This window comes from Paenibacillus nasutitermitis (genome assembly GCF_014641075.1).
Classification (GTDB): Bacteria; Bacillota; Bacilli; order Paenibacillales; family Paenibacillaceae; genus Paenibacillus_Z; species Paenibacillus_Z nasutitermitis.
In genome coordinates, this window is the sequence record NZ_BMHP01000003.1 from 1,087,648 (window position 1) to 1,105,656 (window position 18,009).

Consider the following 18,009-nt stretch of genomic DNA (forward strand, 5'->3'; position numbering starts at 1 on the left):
TGAAGATGAAATCAAAAACAAGGATTCTTAAAAATCGCGATTCTCGTGAGCTTACTGTGGAACGGATCGTAGCCCTGCCTCCCAAGCTTGCTTGGGAAGGTTGGACAAAGCCGGAACACATTGCGCATTGGTGGGGCCCCAAATTATGGAGCGCCACTGTATATGAAATGGATGTAAAACCCGGCGGTGTTTGGCGTTATAGTTTGAAATCGGATGACACTAGCGGGGAAGAGGCTTTCTGCAAGGCCGTTTATCAAGAGGTTCATGAACCCTATACACTGGTATACACTGACTCGTTTACCGATAAAGACTGGAATGTCGTAGAGAACAGCGAGATGCTGACAACCGTTCTATTCAAAGAAGCAGCAAGTGGCACGAAGCTTAGCATCGTTACGCGATTCGCCAGTGCCGAAGAATTGGACAATGCCGAAGCAATGGGTATGGTTGAAGGCTTCACCGATGCATGTGACCGGCTTGAAATATACTTAGAAACGTTAACGGGAGGACATATGGACACAGTTACTTCAAAGGATGGAACAAAAATCGCTTATGAAAAGCAAGGAGATGGACCCGCCGTTATTCTCATATCATCGGCAGTTGCTGACCATCGCGATGCAGCCGGGTTCGCCGAGCAGCTCTCCACTCATTTCACCGTCTACAACTATGATCGCAGAGGCCGCGGCCAAAGCTCTGATGCCACGCCGTATGCTGTCCAACGCGAAGTCGAGGATATTGAGGCTCTCATCCAAAAGGCCGGCGGCCACGCTTGCCTGTTCGGAAGCTCATCCGGCGCTGTGTTAGCCCTTGAAGCGGCAAGCCGATTAGGAGAACAGGTAACGAAGCTGTATTTGTACGAACCACCGTTCATTATCAATGACAGCCGCAAACCCGTGCCGACAGAATACGTTCAACATTTAAACATGCTCAACCAAGCCGGCAGAAGAAGCGAAGCGGTCGAATACTTTATGTCTGAAGCTCTCGGTATTCCGGCGGAATACATCGGCTATATGAAAGCCGATCCTTCCTGGGAAGCGATGGAAAGCATGTCGCACACACTCGTTTATGACGGCATGCTTATGGGCGATACGCAATCCGGCAAACCGCTTCCTGCCGGCCGATGGAAAGTGAACGTTCCCACGTTGATCATGACAGGCGAGAACAGCGAACCGCTCTTCCACGACACAGCCAAAGCACTTACCGGGCTGCTGCCTCTGGTTGAAACCCGCACTCTGACCGGGCAGGACCATTCGGCAGTCGTGATGGCTCCGGACATCATAGCGAAGACGATTATCGATTATGACATCGCTCTAGAAGAAAATGCCAATGACGAGGTTAACGCCATTCGAGGATCCGAAATTGGCTAAACCATTATTGACTGCAAAACCAATTTCGGCGATTGCATCAAATGCCGCACGATTGTCCGTCTTCTCGATAGCGTTCTTCGTTATTGTCCTTGGCACCCTCCACCTGCTGGAGCCGGAATTCGATCCGACATGGCGCTTTATCAGCGAATACGCTCTAGGCAGCTTCGGCTGGATGATGCATCTTGCATTCGTATTGCTCGCCGTGAGTTTGGTAAGTGCCGGGGTTGCTATCTTCTCGCAAGTTCGTACCCTTGCAGGATACATCGGGCTTGTTATCTTTGGACTAAGTGCCACAGGTGTATTAATAGCAGCCGTCTTTGTGACTGACCCCATATCGGTGAGTCCGGATGCTGCAACTTTCAGCGGTAAGATGCATTCAATTGGCGCCACGCTCGACTATACGCCTGTCGCCGCCCTCTTGATCAGCTTTGCACTGGCACGCAATGAAGCCTGGAGACCCATTCGGGGACGATTGTTTGTCACCAGCGGTATTATGATTGTCCTCATGGCGTTATTCATCCTGCAAATTCCGGGCGACGGTCAGTTCAATCCAGATGTGCTTGCAGGTTTGTTCGGACGATTCTTGGTTGTGTCCTACCTGGGGTGGTTCTTGAGTGTAGGGTTTCACGTGATCAAACTTCGCAAGCTGAGCGAATAATAACGAACGCATTAAAGAACAACTACAGCAGGAAGAACGCTAAAATAGTATGAGCTTAAGCACCTTTCAAGGGTGCTTTTCTCTGTTGTCTTACTCGAGGTCAACTGGCCTGGCTGCCCGAGGGAGTTTAATGGATGAACCCTTTAATCCTCGGCTATCCGTTCAGCGTTCTTCAACTCTCTCGATTTTTGAAAGATAAAAATCTTCCCAATTATCGTTAGCCGAAACGAAACTGTCGCTCAATGACACAGCCTCGTCCTTTTTTGTTATTACGCTATCGTTTCCGTTAGCTGAACTCAACGCTCTTCCCCCATTCGACGGGTTGTTCCAGGATTACCCCGTCTGTCTCCACCCATTGGGTTAGGCTGTTCTCTTTGGCTTGAATAACGATAAAATACAGGTCTTCCGAAGCGGACGTATTCCGCAACGCTCTTACTCCGTCAGGAGCGATTCGAACTGAAGTTCCTTCGAACACATCTAAATCATTTCCGTCCACTTGAAATTGACCTTGTCCTTTAAGAAAGATGTAGAGTTCCTCATTTTCTTGGTGTTTGTGATAGAAGGGGATTTCCGCCTTGGGGGGCAGATTATTGAGTGAAACTTCCATGCTCGTAAGTTTTAAGAAATCTTTTAGGAAAATTTTTCCTTTTAGCATTCCTTCCGTGACGTTTCCAAAATTCGAAAACGCACCTGCATGGTTAACAGAGTAATTCGCTTGATTCGACTCCAATTTGCTCACCTCACCTTAGATTAATTGTTCCATTAATAGAATGATAACTGCCCTTCGAAGAGCGCCCCCAAAGACGCCCTCGTCATTGCAGACGTTGTCAGCCGTGGTTATTACTACGATTACTCTCGTCAAGCCGGGACTTCCAAAGGTTTAGTCTAAACCAATGCTAAACTAAAAGGCTGGCAGGGTTTTGCCTGTTTCGAGCAGGCTCTTTAAATTGCTGAGAATGGAAGGCCAGCCATTATTAAATCCATCCTTCTCTAATATATCATCGTGACTGAGAGTCAATTTTACAGTAGAGTTCATAGGTGTTAATTCGTATGTAACTTTGGAGAATCGCTCCCCTTCAACGTCTCTGACGCTCCAGGTAACTGTGAGTAAACGATAGGGCTCACATACAAGAACTTCACCATGATGATCAACCTTATCTTTATCCATCAATTTAAAGCTGGAGCCAACTTGCCAATCTGAGATGATTTCACGACCGAAAAAATACTGCTTGGTGAATTCACTGTTAGTTAGGGCTTGCCAAAGCTTCTCGGGTGTAGTTGCGATGTAAGTCGTATAAACGAATGAAGTTTTATTCATGATTAGAATCCTCCTCTAAGGCTTGCTTTAGTGTGTTTAATGCTTCAATCCGGTGACGCTCAAACTTGCCGATCCAGCGTTGATAAATTTCCCCGATAGGTATCGGATTAAGATAATGCAGCTTCTCACGGCCTTGCCAAACAACAGTTATAAGGTTTGCCTCTTCCAGCAACTGAAGGTGCTTCGTAACAGCTTGACGAGTCATAGCCATTTGTTTACAAAGTTCTCCTAAGGATTGTCCATTATTTGCGAACAAGAGGTCGAGTAAATGTCTGCGAGTTCCATCGGCAAGTGCTTTAAATACTTTGTCCATGCCCCTATTATATGCAACTAGTTAGTTGCATGTCAAGCTCAACTGAAAAAAACCTGTAGCATATCCATACAGTTTATTACATTATCCTGCCCGTTAGCATTATGGGGTCAACCAGTTTTTACTGGTTGATCCTTTTTTCATTTGCTTTGAGGATTAAGGTAGCCGGTCGAACGTACCTGCCCGTGGGACTTGATCCCGAGCGCTATAATGTTCACCCCTACTTGTCATGACCATGATTGAGGCTGGTTGGGACTTGAGATCCCGTATAACAAGCGATGCTATGGAGCGACAAGATGAACACATAGGGTTGCCGGTAAATCTATATCAAGGAGAGATTGTATGAATTCTGTTATTGGTCTAGATATCTCAAAAGAAGAAAGTCATGGACAAGCCTTCTTAGAGCGTGGAAAACCGTACAGAGGAACGTTCCATTTCGAGCATACTCGGGAAGGGTTAGCGAAGCTACTTCAAGTTGTTCAAGACGTCGAGCACGCGTCTTGTCAACGCCCTATGCTTATTCTAGAAGCAACTGGGCATTACCAAAGCTCCGTTGTTCAATTCTTGGAGGAGCATCACTATCTGTACATTGTCATTAATCCTCTCATTTCGAATCGACTTAGGAAGACCAATCTTCGTAAGGTAAAGACGGATGCTGCTGATTTATCTTCTGGGTGAGTTATATTACAAAGAAGAGTTTGAGCCTTTCAAAAAAAGGGGGGTGCAACTACTTAATCTGCGCTATCTCACTCGACAGTACGAGTCTCTTTCCAAAATGTGTGCAGACTAAATTACAGTTCCAAGCTGTTCTGGATCAAGTTTTCCCTGCTTACAAAGGTGTTTTCGGAGCTATGTATTCTAGCATTTCACTTCGATTCCTAAATGAGTTTCCGACCTCATATTTGGTACTCAAACGGATGAAGAGACGCTAAATTCTAAAATTAAGGAACTGCTTACCTCAAGACGAGGGCGTTCAGAGGATTGGGTCAGCGCAAGAGTTCAACGGCTACTGGATGCGGCAAAACAAAATCCCTTTCAGCAAACCATGTACTCAAGCCACTTGGTTAATCTGAGGGTTTTGATAGCACTCATTCTTCAGTACCAGGAGCATCTAGCTGGATTGGAAGCAAACATAGATGCCCTAGCTGAAGAAATTCAAGAATATGATTTAATCCAGTCGATTCCCGGTATTGGCCATAAAATTGCGGCAACAATTTTATCGGAAATTGGAGAAGTCGACCGTTTTGATCATCCTAAGAAACTAGAGGCTTTTGCAGGTATTGACCCGAGTGTGTTCGCCTCAGGCAAGTTTACTGCAACACGAAATCGAATTACTAAACGTGCAGCCTGTTGATTGTTGTGCTATAGTATCCCGATAGTATAATGCTCATGGCGTTTAAACCGTTAGCTTATTTCTTAATACATTTGATAATTATTGTTGGAGGACTTAAACGTGCTTTCATTCCTGAATACCATTTAGTTGGTGAACTGTCATCTATCTCAGTTCGCATAACTGAACAAATTTTAAAGAATAAGGGATCCTCTGACTGTCGCTACAGTCGGAGGATCCCTATTAAAGTAACGTGCCCTTTAGGCCCCTGGGTCAACTGTACAACTAAGCTGGAACGTAGGTCAACCTGATCACCTTCTCGCCAATTCGATCGCTTGCCACGAGGCGCAGCGGCGGCCGCGGACCGGCGAAGAACGGCTTGCCGTGACCCAGCACGACTGGATGGAGATAGAGTCGATACTCATCAACGAGACCGAGCTCCGTTAGACTGTGGGCCAACTCCGGCCCGGCAACTTCAATCTCCCCTTCATGCTGAGCCTTCAGCCCACGTATGGCCGCTGCGAGGTCGCCCTCGATCAGAGAAGCGTTCGGACCGACGGACTTTAACGTCCTCGACACCACCCACTTCGGTTTGCTTTGCCACGCCGCTGCGTATTCCCGTTCCGGTGCATCCCATTCAAAATGGTCTCCGTCCCAATACCGCATGGTCTCGTACATGCGGCGCCCGTACAGGCTGCCCGCCAGACCGCGCACGTCATCGATGAAATGACGGAATAGCACGGGGTCGGGCTGAAATGCCGCGTGGTCATGGTCGACGAATCCGTCCAGAGACTGGTTCAATGCGAAAACGATCTTTGCCATGCGACTGACTCTCCTCCCTGGTTTTCTCGCACATTCATCATCAAGATTACACGTTCCATATGCAGCCTTCTTTTATGTCTACATTTTATCATCCAACAGCATGTCCGGTTTCTCATGGATTGCTAATGTGCACAGTCCTGGCCTGACCGAATACAAATTTAATTTAACGAAGGATGGTAAATTAAACAACAATTCTCCCTCTATGAGGAATCACTTTACTCTTGAAAGCTCACTTATTCTTAGATATTCGATATATTGGAGGTCAACCCTCCCAAGTCTCACAGAGTCTACGCTCCCACATTCCTTCATTCAACCTGTCCATGAGGTGGAGGTCAGATATGCTGCGAAGGCAGGATCTTCGTCCGTATGATAGTTTCGTTCTGACTCATCCGTGCTTCAGTTGTCTGTATCTCATTGCTCTGGTTCGAACCCTAAGAAGGTACTGTTTCGTTATGCTGCCGTATCTACAACATTGAATCGAGGGATATCAAGGAGTTGATCTAATTTCGCTTATTCTTGTCATTGATGCTTTTCTCTTCGTTCGGTTGTCACATGAAGCACTGATAACGAATGAGGTATTTACGACCATGACGAGCACACCGTTTGAAAAAACTCGGTTATCACAAATATCCGTCTACTCCTATCTTTTATGTTCAACATGCCGGTTGCGGCGAATTAAAGTCGAACATGGCGATGATTACGACGTCGGCAACGTTATAGCGTTCGCAACCGATTGAACTTATAAAGAAAAGACACCCCTTCGTTAGGTGTCTTTGAGCTACTACCGGATTCTAGTACAATTTCGATACGTGCAAGGACACCAGCTGAATTATTTACGCTTCTGTTTGCATTTGACGGGAAGTTAAAAGCGGCGATCACAATATCATTTACACCTCTCCGAAGGAAACGCCTAATATTAAACGATCTTCCGATTATGTGAGTTGTACTACAAAGAGGAATTTGAAGACCATAAACGACGGGGAGTCGAATTACTGAATCTCCGCCATAGCTCTAAATTCCCATATTCTACTTTCTTTTTGATGAGCTTCCTCTAGTCTAATTAAAAACTAAAGGAAAAGTAAATGTAACGAAAGCTGCCCAGAGTCCGTAGACCGGCAAATACGTAGTAACGGCATCTTGGATGGTTGAAGGTCCGGTTTTGTTTTGTAGAAAACGCATATAGGAGAGCATAATCCAAATTAGATTGGCCCAGATAAGCAGGTTTACGCCTAATACAGCAACCCGGTTAGGCGTAATTCCATAAGAAGAAAGCCTGAACACGATGGCAGATAAAGCCACACTGTCAATGATAAGAGCAAGAACAATCAAGGCAAAATTTATATAATCAGAAATGTTCTTTTTCTCGTCTGTCCCGCTTTCGGTTATGGAGAATATGGTGACAGCCAATACACTAAGGAGTATTCCGTTGAAGGATAGGAGGAAATTACGGTCCAAGAAAGGATTTTTCCCCACCCAAATAACCGTTACAAGGTAGACCAACAATGTGGTCAATACAAGAGGACTAAAAATGCGGGCTATATAGGGTGCAATATGTTTAGAAAGTTTAAGGTTCCTTGATATCAGGTATGTAGCTACAATAGCGAGAGCGGCAGCACCGAATAAAACGACATTTTTAAAATAAAATTCAGAGATATCCATGCCAACAAATCTGAATAACTGCATGGTTAATACTGTTAGCAGCATTCCGCTAATTGCCATGCTGGCGTAGAGTATGCAAAATTCCCCATTAAATTTAAGATAGGCTAATCTTGTTCTCCCTTTGCCATATTCATTTCCTGTAAATGCAAGCCCTAATACGACCCACAAGAAAATGGGAAGGTGTATATAAGCCAGAATTACACTGTCTTTATGCTCTAGTGGCAGCATGTTGAGATAAACGCCAGAGATAAGGAATAACGAAGCAAGGGTGTAAAGAACATTTTTCTTGGGGGTATTATTGGATACAAAATAGGCTGCAATAAAGGGAAGTATACCAAAAACAAGATTAATAGGGGCTATTATTTGCTGTTCAGTAAAATGAAAAATGACCCTGGAGCTTATCCCAGCCAGAATGGCTAATAGGCCCATGGATAAGAAATCTTTTTGAAGCAAGGAAGCTTTTTCTGTATTTGCTGTCTCTTTGAAATGCAATCTTTCATACCAAGCGGCAAGAACCTGCGATTCCGGGTATTGTTCCCAGGCGTCTGAGAATGACTTTTTAAAAGCTTCGGGTTCTTTTCTAAACATGCTCTCCAGCTCATGGGGATTAGCCATATTTTCAATAATCCGATTGTTATTGTCCATGATTATACCTCCTCTTATCCTTGACTGTTGTACCATGCAAGAACCTGAATTCCAATAAGAAAAACAACCATCTTTAAAACGATATTAACACGTAATTTATTGTTTTACAATAAATAATTATCGAATAGGATTATATTTTTGTTCGTTTTATTTGGATCCGACGCTGGCCGGCATCCTGCTTTTCTTATAGGGATTGCATCAGAAAATAGAATAAGGGAGGGATCGAAGTTGGGCTTTTCGCATCGAGCTGGAAGATATGGATAAGGCCACGCTTTTAAATGTTCTATTAGGGCAGCATAAAAAGAACCGGGGGTTCCTGAACTGAACTGTAACCCGATTTAGGGACAATGTTTGAAAAAAACCCTATAGCTCTAAGCCGTCAAGAGATGACTTCTGAATTCGTCAGGAGTCATCCTTTTTAACGTCCACTGATGCGCGCTGAGGGTCCATTTTATTCGGAGTTCGGTCAGTATGGGGGATAAGATGATTAAGGAGGGAATGCTGTGAAACAGCAACTTAGTTATGATATCGAGATATAAATGAAATAAGGGCAGCATCAAACTCGGCAGCGTGCTTTCCAATCCAAATAAGGTGGCCCCACGAATCAAGAATACACATTTCAGACTTGCTTAGTAGTGTCTTCGCGTGGTTGGGATGACTTAGGGATACAGAACTATCATTTTGGCTGTGCATAATCAACGTTGGCGCTTGGATATCCCCTAGCTCCTTGGAATAATCTTGTTGGGTTTGCTCCAAATCGATATAGAATCCCGAGTAGGAACGCTGACGATTATTCATTTTCCGAAACATTTCAATCGATTGACTGTCAAGCCGTTTACGAACTTCCGAAAATGGTAGTTTTGAAAAGGACTGTGCCATCATTCTGAACGTTAACTTAGGCAGTAAGTTATTCATCGCCGCAAGCATTTTCCATGTCCTTTTTTCAGTTTTTGGCCTAAACATTCGCTTTGCCATTTTGTATACTTTATCATCGGGTGTAAGCCATGGCTTCGTAACCGCAGACTGAAGCGTGAAACTTAAAACTCTATCGGGAAACAAAGAGCAAAATACGATTCCGGTAGGACCTCCTGCGGAAACAGCAATCACATGGACTTTTTTAATTGCGAGATGATCTAACAACAACTTGTAATTAACGCATGCTTGTTTCAAATCCTTAATTGGAGATGTGCTGCTGTATCCGGATCGGGAAGGAGTTATAATGGAATAACCTGACTCTACCAACCTCTGAAAACCAAATTCCTCCAGACAGCCTGAATGCCCGCCATGAAACAATAATATAGGGATTCCCTTACCGGTGACGGAATATTCCAGCATACTCGCTCCGCAATTTATCATACTAATTTTTCGTTGCAAGTGATCACCCTTCAATCTCCTCAGCAGTCTCTGGTATGGAGAACATCATTAACGCGGCTGAGCACCATGGTATCGACGTCAGCTTTCTCAGTTTAGTCAAAGCCGTTGCCCAGCGTGAAATCGACAAGGGCTACAGATCCGATGCAGTCTCACGTATAACCGAGTTGCTCAGGAATCCAACCGTCTAGTCTCCAGGAGAACCCCAGTCTTATACGGACGGGGTCTCTTCCCTTTTATTTCACTGTTTTTCTATCATTTCCGTCATTTGCACAATGTGTTCATCCAATCGGCGCTTTACAATTTCCAATGAATGAATTTGTCTAGCGAACGTATCCGACTTTTCTTGATAGGCTTTAAGCACATCATCGCAAAATTGATATTGTTCGGGACCGGTATCATTACATTCCAATACGTCCGCTATTTGATCGGTTGTCAGTCCCAGACCCAGATAGAATTGAATGGTTCTGATACGTTCGACGACAGATTCATCGAACTCCCGATAATCATTTTCAAGGCGAAATGCAGTAATTAAATTTTTCTGCTCATAATGTCGAATGGACCGGGTACTTGCTCCGGTTCTTTTGGACAATTCACTTATTTTCAATGAAAAAGTCCTCCTTGATCCAAATATTTCCAACGCTGTAACGGTAATCTCACATTTACTTGTTCATTTTACTGATTAACGCCAGTTCAGACGAAGACATGGATTCCTCCGCTCCTAACTACCAAAAAGAATTATCCTTCCTTATCCTACCATAGATTGAACTGTCCTGTCCGTTAACGCAATGCACCTACAGCTACCGGTCTTGGCCGGCTACAAATAGAACCGAACCCTTTACTGCAAACTGCTCACCCTCTACGACTCGATAAGCACGCTTCGGCTGACACTATCCCACGCTACGGAGATACCGAAAGCAGCAGTAAGTGTGCGTATTGGCACGTAGGTCACGCCACCGAGCAGAATGGGCTGAAGCTCCGGCGGGGCTTGCTTGCCGTCGATCCAAAGCTGCGGCCGCAGATACGAGGAATCCGATTTCTGAGGCGGTTTGGAGCGGATCAAAACGCTCCACGAGGAGGAGTCCCAGGCGACGGACTGACCCGCGAGCTTCGCTGCCGAACGCAGAGGAAGCATCGCACGGCCTTCCCTCAGCAAGGGCCTCAAATCCACGCTTTCGGATGGCACGCCGTTCACCGACAGGAAAGGCTTGCTCGACGGCAGCAGCTTTAAGATTCCGTCCGAGTGGCTGCCTCCTTGGCCTGAGCCGCTTATCACGGTGAAACTTCCTTCGCTCCCCAAGGACTTCAGGCTGCCGTCGGCGGCCTTGCCAAGGGCGGGCAAGAGGAACTTCAAGTCGTAATAACCGAATTGCTGCTTGCCCTCATACAAAAGCAAAGCCGAGTCGGAAGGGTATGAAGGCCTCCCCGATGACGTGGAAGAAGACGACGTGTGCGACGCACTCTTAGGAATCCAGAAAACATAGACGGATTCTGACCAGAAGAGTGGTTGATGGCCCTTCAGGTGCACACGTTCGCCGAATCGAGGTGACTCGGGAGCTATGGATAGGAATTCTGTTCGTATAAAAAAGGAATTGTACTCCTGTATGGCCTTACTGTCCGTCAGCTTTAGAAACTGGTCCCCGCTCTCCCAATAGATCGCATTCATATATTGGAAGACAGAACCACTGTTGTCTCCGACGAAGGTCACTCCCAGCCCGTGAAAGAAGGTATTTGGCGTGGGGTCAAATGGTTTTACCGGCTTGCCTGCGGCCGCAAACTTCTTGACGATGCCACAGACCTTGTCCAGCCGGGGACGATCTTCCTTGCGGGCACCGTACAGGGTGTCATATAGCATATCTCCACCGGCGATGGATACATGAGTCAGCGTTTCCGAGCTGCAAGAAGCCGCCAACCGGGCAAAAGAATCTGAGGGCGAAGCAGGCAGTTGTGGATCGGTGGAGGCGGAAGCGGCAGGCAAGGCCAGCGTAAGCAGCAGACTTGCAGAAAGCAGCAGAGCACCTGCCCTGCAGGCGAAGATCTTTCCCCATGCTATGGATTTTCTATTATGATCGCGCTTTCTCATCTTCTTCCTCCCGTCAGGATGTTTGATATATTTTTTGACGCAAGAAGAACGGCTTCGCCGTCTTTAAGCGGCAAAGTAAGTTTCTTCCCTCAGAAATATCAGAAAAGGATAAGCGAAAAAATATATACTTTCTGATGTTTTAAAGAAAACGAAAAAGTTCCTTAAAATCCTTAGGCTGATAAATTAATAATAGGGTCAAGATATAGCCTGGCCGAAGGACCGCATACAGATTCGAACGGATTTAGCCTTCAAAGGCCAGTGGCGGATGCTTTCTGCTGTCGCTCCAGCTCCTCCTGCTTCGCTTTCTCCTCCGCTTCGGCTAACTTAACCCGCAATGCCTCATCCTGCTGGCCCGTGGCCACAAGAGCGGATAAATACACTTGAACCTCAGAACGGATGATGTTATTCGTGAACTCGCTGTTCATATCTTCCTTCAGCAAGTCTATCGCTTGTTCATACTGCTGGCGATGGACATAAATTTGACCGACCGCAAGCCTCATTAACGGGGAAACCGAAAACTCGCGGCCCGGAAGCTGTCCGGCGGGGAGCGTCTTCAGATGTTCGATGCGCTCCAGCACCTCTTGATACAGGTCAAGAGCATGATCCCATTTGGCCTCCGCCGCCTGCTCGTCCTTCTGCCGCTCATTCTCCCCGTACAAATAATATTCCATCATGCCCGCTTCATAAAATTCCATCTTCCACGGGAACTTCTCCAGCCCTTCGTCGATCGTTCGCAGTACCTTGTCATTATCACCTACACTCTTGTCATAATGATATTCCTCTATTAACAACGGAAAATGATACGGGGAATAGGACTTCAATTGCCGGATCAGTCTGCCCTGCTCCTTCCGGTACTGCTCGTCCCCGGTGGATTTGAACGCCTGTTTCATCCACTCTATCTTCATGAGCGAGTAGTCTGGATGATCCGGAGAAATCGCAATGGCGCGATCGATATGCGGCAGCAGTTGATCAAGCGGCTTCTTCTCGGCGACGGCCATATGAATGGCCTGATTAAAATTGGCGCGGGCATCATATCCCCGGTATACCCAGAAAAATAAGATTAATGCCAATAAAGAAATCGATATCGGGAATATGAGGCGTCTTTTGTCATCTTGAACTTTTTTCTGCCAGGCAGGAATACCAAAAGTCTTGTGATACGGGGCAAGCATAGCGCCCAAACATAGAAATACCAGAGCGGACAGATACATATAGCTCATGTCGAAGTCGATGGAGCTGTGCACCAGAATGGACAAGGACAGGATGAAGAAATACATCCCGCTCCCGCGAAGCTCCGGATTTCGGATATAGGAACGGATAAACAGGCCGTAAACCGCAATCAGGAAACCCAGCAAAACAACGATGCCCAGCCCGCCGGTTTCAACCATAACTTGCAGAAAATAGCTGTGTGTCTGCTCGCTGCCGTACGGATTGTTCTGATATTTCTGATACAATCCTGCCCAGGCTCCTCCTCCGCTTCCTATAATAGGATAGTCTGCGATCATTTTGAATGAATCCTGGTAGAAGGTTTCACGCTCCAGAACGCTGTGCTGCTCCAGGTTGATATTCTCCAAACGGTCGGCAATACTGGCCGGAAGCAGGCTTCTGACTCCGCTGCTGGAAAGTACGAGAATGGCCGTTAATGTCCCCACTATAAGGAAGAGAACGGGCACAGCAGCGATGGACAGCCTGGACTCCGCCAGTTTGGCCGTTTTGGCGTCCAGAATCCGTGACAACCCGGGATGAAGAAACACAATCAATGCTGCAACTGCGGCCGCGGCACCCAGAACGATCCCCCATCCGCTCAATGGAAGGTCATTCCAGAAGGATAGAGTCTTCCCCTGCTCGGAGGCGGGCTCCAGGATAGCGGCGATTTTATCGGCCGTTGTCGTTACAACGTTCAGGATCAGAAAAGAAACGAGTACAGCCAGCATCATATAGATTAAATACAGCAGCTGCCGGCCTATTTTCAGAAACGGTAAAATCAATAAGATGATCACAGGCAGCAGCACAAGCGCTGCCCGCGAATAAGTCAGCATCAGCGACAACCAAATCGGGACCAGCATAAAGCTGTGTAGTGCCCGCAAGTACCACTGCCTGGCATCCATGGCCGAGAACAGACCGCCCAGGAAAAGTGCGACAAGAAACGCTGCATAGGAGTTGGAGTATTGGAATACCGAGGTCAGGCGATAACCGTTGTCAGCCAACCACAGCGCCTGGGGATAATACACCTGTCCGAATAGGTTCATCAATCCATAGATAACAATCGTGTATCCTGATAGTTGGACCGCTAATTCCACAATTCGCCGGTGCAGCTTGTTTTCTGCTATATACAGACCGATGATGAAGAAAGCCGAGACCATAAATTCCAGCTGAATCTGCAGTCTGGCAAGGTGTACGGAAACCGCCTGGATGGAAGAGATCACATACATCATAGGGAGCAGCAGCACGCCAAGGGACAGCAGAAATTTGTAATCGTCCGGTCTCCAGCTATAGAGGAAGCGAATGCCCACCAGAAGAAAAAGGATGGACGTATACAGCATGAAGGAAAGGAGATTCCCTTCAAATCCTAATTGGGCTCCATTAAATAAAGCGTATTTAAACGGGAAAATAATTAAAAACAGCACAATGGCTGCAACGATTGCCCATTGGATGAGAGACGTATTGGTGGAATCTTTTTCTTGAAGAAGAGTCTTCTTGTTCTTGATCTTGTTCAAATTCGCAAATCTCCTTTGGATTATTAATCTGGCAAATGATTAAGATAAGAAACTGAATATGTAATTAGAATACCATATTTTCATATAATTAGTATTTATTGATTAAAATTCAAAGTCCTGAAACATGAGCAAGTAAAACTTTTTTGGACACAAATTTATCCATATAAAATATAAAAAAGCCTGATAAATCAAGCTTTTCTTAAATGATAAATGTAGACACTTTTGTGTCATTAGATTATAGGTGGTTGGACGAAAGCTGCAAATTTATAATCAATTATATTACCGCCGCTCTGATACAGTTAGCGAATGCGGCGAACGCTTTGTTGTGGAACCTCTCATTCCGGGAAACCAGTCGAGTTGTTGCGAATCGGTATCGTTCCGGAACCGGATGGACGCGAACTCGATCATCTGCCACAGTAACGGCTGATTCGGTTAAAAGTGCGTACCCGATTCCTGCGCGCACGCAGTTCAACATCGTCTCCATCGTGCTGATTTCGATAATGTTCGCTGGTGACGCACCTTCGCTCCCCAACCAATCTTCAATGGCTGCCCGAAATGGGCAACCCTTCGGAAACACGACCCAGGCCGCATTCGCAACGTCAGGTGAAGCGAGAGTGTCTGTTCCGTCGGCGGCTGTCAGGAGGAAGACCTCTTCCCGAATCTCATGGGCAGTATGCAACGATGATAGATCGAATTCACCCGTGCAGAACGCTCCATCCAGTTGATGGTTCAACACTTTCTCGTAGTTCTGCGGCGATGTACCGGTGATCAGCGATAATGCAACTTCGGGATATGTTTTTTGAAAATCAGATAATGCTCGAATAAAGGGCTGGGAGGAAGCAATTGTTTCGACGACCCCGATGACGAGCGGTCCACATGGATAGTCCGGTTCTTTTACAGCCATGATAGCCTCTTCGACCATATGCAGAATGTCAACGGCATAGTTGCGGAAGACTAGCCCTCTCTCGGTTGGTTTTACACCCTTCGGATTTCTATGGAATAGCTGGGCACCAAGCTCCATCTCCAGCTTGCGAACCCGTGTTGTGACGTTCGACTGAACGTAGTCCAGCTTCTGAGCTGCGCGGGTTAAGCTACCCTCCTCGACGATGGCTAGAAACACTTTCAGATCGGTTAGATCCATTTGAAACCTCCTTCATCAAACATCAAAATTTTTGATGGGGTCATCAGTATTGATCATTTTACTATATACAACTAGTGAATTACAATCATTACAAGAAAGCTAACCGTGCAAAGGAAAACGCGGTACATCTAAGGAGGAGTTCGATATGACTGTTTATTCCAATCTTTTTTCCCCATTCCAGGCTGGTTCCTTGAAATTATCAAACCGAGCGGTACTATCGCCGATGACCCGCACGAGTGCAGAAGCATCAGGGCTAGCCAACGATCATATGGTCCGTTATTATACTCGGTTTGCGAAAGGCGGGTTCGGTCTCATCATTACGGAAGGTATCTATCCGGATGCGACGAACAGTCGAAGCTACGAGAACCAACCCGGTTTAGCCAATGAGGCGCAAGCCGAGTCGTGGAGGCCTGTTATTCAAGCCGTACACCGTGAAAGAGGAAAAATAGTTGCGCAACTGATGCATGCGGGCGCGCTTGTCCAGCATAACGGATTTGAACCAGTCGCCCCATCCGCTGTGAAGCCTGTAGGAACGATGCTTGAGGATCACGGCGGAAGCGGAGAGTTCGCCGTTCCGAGAGCGATGACCCAAGAGGAGATCCGCAATTCGATTGACAGCTTCGCTCTAGCTGCTTTACGCGCTAAGCAAGTCGGCTTCGACGGAGTCGAAGTCCATGCGGCAAATGGTTATCTGCTTGATCAATTCATTACCGATTATACGAACCATAGAACGGATGAATATGGTGGGTCAACGGAGCGTCGCCTCCGCCTTGTCGTGGAAGTGCTGAAAGCCATTCGCGCTGCCGTCGGTCCGGATTATACGGTAGGTGTGCGCATCTCGCAAGGCAAAGTAAACGATTTTCATCACAAATGGGCAAAGGGTGAAGCGGACGCCAAAATCATCTTTGAGCAGTTGGCTGCCGCTTCTCCAAACTACATTCATACGACTGAATACAGGGCGTATGCCCCCGCTTTCGCGGAGGACGGACCGACGCTGGCCGAACTGGCCAAACGATATAGCAACCTGCCTGTCATCGCCAATGGCAATCTGGGTGAACCGGAACGAGCAGCGCAGCTATTGGAAACAGGAGATGCCGATCTTGTATCCATCGGTACGAGCGCATTGGTTAATCCGGACTGGGCAAACAAAGTGAAGGAAGGCAAAGAGTTAAAGCTTTTTGACCATTATTTTCTACACCCTATCGCAACACTTAGGGAAGATGAACTTGTGATCTGAGAGTTGATTAAGCGATGAAAATCAAAGGAGGAAGTTTCTATGAAATTCGAACAGGTACACACCCAACCAGATCCTTATGCTCCGTTTCTTATATCCCAGGGGATCAAGGCGAATGGCATGATTTTCGTGTCGGGTCAAGCCGCGATCGGCGATGACGGCCAACTCGTTGGAGTCGGTGATTTTGACAAGCAGGCTGAACAAGCCTTCCAGAATTTGGAACGTGTGCTCAAGGCCGCCGGATCAGGCCTCGACCGCGTCGTTAAAGTGACGATCTATCTGACTTCAATGTCGCACTTCGAAAAAATAGTCGAATTACGGCGCAAGTGGTGGTCGCAGCCCTACCCGGCGGATACACTCGTCGAGGTGTCCTCACTCTATTCATCCGATGCGATGATCGAGATCGACGCCATCGCTCTTGCCAACTGAGTTCAATTGATGTGCGCGGAGCGCCCCATATTGGTTCGATTACGCTAGTTCTGTAACAATGACAAAAGAAAAGGCTCTATGCTCAAAAAGCAACCTCAGGTCAATAAAGAATGACAAGCTCAGCGGTCATTGCCTAAAATAGCGCCGTAGGACCTTTCCTTTTGGTATACACTGTATTAACGTTTTACGTCATTTGGTTGGCGGGAAGCTACGCATAACGTACGATTGTTGTACAAAACAATTGGGCGTATAGTACTCATTAAAGCAACATATGAATACTTTAAGATATCATAGATAAGAAGTTAAGGAAAAATGTCTTTTTTCTCCTTCTGTTCCAGCGAGCTCTTCGTATTCTATATTTCATAAGAATTAGGTGATCTGTTAATGGCAGCAATTTTAGGTGCTTTCTTGTTTGCGCTTGTCGCTATTATGACCATTCTTGTGGCTTGTGGCTTACCTTTGGGAGAATTCACAATGGGCGGGAAACATAAGGTTCTCCCTAAAAAACTAAGATTTATGGCTGTGATTTCTTTTGCAATTCAACTATTTGCGATTATCATTATTTTGCAAGCGGGTGGATTATTAACGCTGTGGTTTTCTGAAAAAGTCACAACGTACATATGTATTTTCTTTGCTGTGTTTTTGTCCTTAAATACCGTGATGAACTTCTTATCAACTAGCAAAAAAGAGAAATATTTTGCTACGCCTCTTTCAATTGCAGCAGCTATATGTTTTTGGATTACCGCTCTCACTATGGAAATGCAGCCATAAACTTAGGTATAAAACTGGAGGGGCGTATCTCAAGCCCTTTCATAATCGTTGGCTTCAACACGAAGCCTTCATGGACGAGGTGTCTCACTTCGCTTGGCCATTCATCATTTTAAAATAAAACGCCGCCAGCTCTAACAATTGGAGCCGGCGGCGTGTGCTT

16 protein-coding genes and 1 pseudogene are annotated in these 18,009 nt (G+C 46.2%); 7 read left to right on the top strand and 10 right to left on the bottom strand.

Going from position 1 to position 18,009, the window contains the following annotated elements:
- The first annotated feature begins 5 nt into the window (after positions 1-5).
- Complete coding sequence (locus IEY46_RS36485; RefSeq protein ID WP_229750486.1) at positions 6-1,364, top strand: alpha/beta fold hydrolase; 1,359 nt, start codon at positions 6-8, stop codon at positions 1,362-1,364.
- Positions 1,357-2,022, top strand: a complete 666-nt coding sequence (locus tag IEY46_RS23620; protein ID WP_188996147.1) for a DUF998 domain-containing protein — start codon at positions 1,357-1,359, stop codon at positions 2,020-2,022. The genes IEY46_RS36485 and IEY46_RS23620 overlap by 8 nt, the downstream gene beginning before the upstream one ends.
- A gap of 286 nt (positions 2,023-2,308) precedes the next feature.
- On the opposite strand, the gene IEY46_RS23625 is transcribed toward IEY46_RS23620, so the two are convergent.
- The 3 genes from IEY46_RS23625 to IEY46_RS23635 form a co-directional block, all read right to left on the bottom strand.
- A complete protein-coding gene (locus IEY46_RS23625; protein WP_373288866.1) occupies positions 2,309-2,761 on the bottom strand; it encodes a cupin domain-containing protein in 453 nt (150 codons plus the stop codon).
- Positions 2,762-2,923: 162 nt separating this feature from the next.
- Complete coding sequence (locus IEY46_RS23630) at positions 2,924-3,340, bottom strand: SRPBCC family protein (protein ID WP_091177033.1); 417 nt, start codon at positions 3,338-3,340, stop codon at positions 2,924-2,926.
- Entirely contained in the window at positions 3,333-3,653 is a 321-nt protein-coding gene (locus tag IEY46_RS23635; RefSeq protein ID WP_188995659.1) for an ArsR/SmtB family transcription factor, read from the bottom strand. The genes IEY46_RS23630 and IEY46_RS23635 overlap by 8 nt, the downstream gene beginning before the upstream one ends.
- 339 nt (positions 3,654-3,992) lie before the next feature.
- On the opposite strand from IEY46_RS23635, the pseudogene IEY46_RS37235 reads away from it, so the two are divergent.
- Positions 3,993-4,998, top strand: a pseudogene (locus tag IEY46_RS37235) (IS110 family RNA-guided transposase); the annotation flags it as partial.
- Between the two features lie 267 nt (positions 4,999-5,265).
- Here the strand turns inward: IEY46_RS37235 and IEY46_RS23645 are convergent.
- From IEY46_RS23645 to IEY46_RS23655, 3 genes are all read right to left on the bottom strand, one after another.
- Positions 5,266-5,802, bottom strand: coding sequence for a dihydrofolate reductase family protein (locus tag IEY46_RS23645; RefSeq protein WP_188995661.1), 537 nt, complete (start codon positions 5,800-5,802; stop codon positions 5,266-5,268).
- A 1,056-nt stretch (positions 5,803-6,858) separates the two neighbouring features.
- Entirely contained in the window at positions 6,859-8,106 is a 1,248-nt protein-coding gene (locus IEY46_RS23650; protein WP_188995663.1) for a DUF4153 domain-containing protein, read from the bottom strand.
- A gap of 516 nt (positions 8,107-8,622) precedes the next feature.
- Positions 8,623-9,480 carry an alpha/beta fold hydrolase gene (locus tag IEY46_RS23655; protein ID WP_373288867.1) on the bottom strand — a complete coding sequence of 286 codons (858 nt, stop codon included), beginning with the start codon at positions 9,478-9,480 and terminating at the stop codon, positions 8,623-8,625.
- Positions 9,481-9,515: 35 nt separating this feature from the next.
- On the opposite strand from IEY46_RS23655, the gene IEY46_RS37100 reads away from it, so the two are divergent.
- Positions 9,516-9,668 (top strand): imine reductase family protein, encoded by a 153-nt coding sequence (locus IEY46_RS37100; protein WP_373288868.1) that lies wholly within the window; start codon positions 9,516-9,518, stop codon positions 9,666-9,668.
- A gap of 50 nt (positions 9,669-9,718) precedes the next feature.
- Here IEY46_RS37100 and IEY46_RS23660 read toward each other — a convergent pair whose 3' ends face one another.
- The 4 genes from IEY46_RS23660 to IEY46_RS23675 all read right to left on the bottom strand — a co-directional run bounded on the left by IEY46_RS23660 (position 9,719) and on the right by IEY46_RS23675 (position 15,415).
- Positions 9,719-10,084 carry a MerR family transcriptional regulator gene (locus IEY46_RS23660; RefSeq protein WP_188995665.1) on the bottom strand — a complete coding sequence of 122 codons (366 nt, stop codon included), beginning with the start codon at positions 10,082-10,084 and terminating at the stop codon, positions 9,719-9,721.
- 252 nt (positions 10,085-10,336) lie between these two features.
- Positions 10,337-11,560 carry a copper amine oxidase N-terminal domain-containing protein gene (locus tag IEY46_RS23665; RefSeq protein WP_188995667.1) on the bottom strand — a complete coding sequence of 408 codons (1,224 nt, stop codon included), beginning with the start codon at positions 11,558-11,560 and terminating at the stop codon, positions 10,337-10,339.
- 248 nt (positions 11,561-11,808) lie between these two features.
- A complete protein-coding gene (locus IEY46_RS23670) occupies positions 11,809-14,274 on the bottom strand; it encodes an O-antigen ligase family protein (RefSeq protein WP_188995669.1) in 2,466 nt (821 codons plus the stop codon).
- A gap of 274 nt (positions 14,275-14,548) precedes the next feature.
- On the bottom strand, positions 14,549-15,415 hold the full coding sequence (locus IEY46_RS23675) for a LysR family transcriptional regulator (RefSeq protein ID WP_188995671.1): 867 nt from the start codon (positions 15,413-15,415) through the stop codon (positions 14,549-14,551).
- Between the two features lie 145 nt (positions 15,416-15,560).
- Here IEY46_RS23675 and IEY46_RS23680 point away from each other — a divergent pair, with 145 nt between their 5' ends.
- From IEY46_RS23680 to IEY46_RS23690, 3 genes are all read left to right on the top strand, one after another.
- Entirely contained in the window at positions 15,561-16,652 is a 1,092-nt protein-coding gene (locus IEY46_RS23680; protein ID WP_188995673.1) for an oxidoreductase, read from the top strand.
- A 39-nt stretch (positions 16,653-16,691) separates the two neighbouring features.
- A complete protein-coding gene (locus IEY46_RS23685; RefSeq protein ID WP_188995675.1) occupies positions 16,692-17,078 on the top strand; it encodes a RidA family protein in 387 nt (128 codons plus the stop codon).
- A 384-nt stretch (positions 17,079-17,462) separates the two neighbouring features.
- On the top strand, positions 17,463-17,849 hold the full coding sequence (locus IEY46_RS23690; protein ID WP_188995677.1) for a hypothetical protein: 387 nt from the start codon (positions 17,463-17,465) through the stop codon (positions 17,847-17,849).
- Positions 17,850-18,009: the final 160 nt, after the last annotated feature.

Bases quoted from the DNA above. Each gene is read 5' to 3' on its own strand.
- IEY46_RS36485 (WP_229750486.1), top strand. From the start codon at position 6: ATGAAATCAAAAACAAGGATTCTTAAAAATCGCGATTCTCGTGAGCTT.
- IEY46_RS23630 (WP_091177033.1), bottom strand. From the start codon at position 3,340: ATGAATAAAACTTCATTCGTTTATACGACTTACATCGCAACTACACCC.
- IEY46_RS23635 (WP_188995659.1), bottom strand. From the start codon at position 3,653: ATGGACAAAGTATTTAAAGCACTTGCCGATGGAACTCGCAGACATTTA.
- IEY46_RS23645 (WP_188995661.1), bottom strand. From the start codon at position 5,802: ATGGCAAAGATCGTTTTCGCATTGAACCAGTCTCTGGACGGATTCGTC.
- IEY46_RS23650 (WP_188995663.1), bottom strand. From the start codon at position 8,106: ATGGACAATAACAATCGGATTATTGAAAATATGGCTAATCCCCATGAG.
- IEY46_RS37100 (WP_373288868.1), top strand. From the start codon at position 9,516: ATGGAGAACATCATTAACGCGGCTGAGCACCATGGTATCGACGTCAGC.
- IEY46_RS23665 (WP_188995667.1), bottom strand. From the start codon at position 11,560: ATGAGAAAGCGCGATCATAATAGAAAATCCATAGCATGGGGAAAGATC.
- IEY46_RS23675 (WP_188995671.1), bottom strand. From the start codon at position 15,415: ATGGATCTAACCGATCTGAAAGTGTTTCTAGCCATCGTCGAGGAGGGT.
- IEY46_RS23680 (WP_188995673.1), top strand. From the start codon at position 15,561: ATGACTGTTTATTCCAATCTTTTTTCCCCATTCCAGGCTGGTTCCTTG.
- IEY46_RS23685 (WP_188995675.1), top strand. From the start codon at position 16,692: ATGAAATTCGAACAGGTACACACCCAACCAGATCCTTATGCTCCGTTT.
- IEY46_RS23690 (WP_188995677.1), top strand. From the start codon at position 17,463: ATGGCAGCAATTTTAGGTGCTTTCTTGTTTGCGCTTGTCGCTATTATG.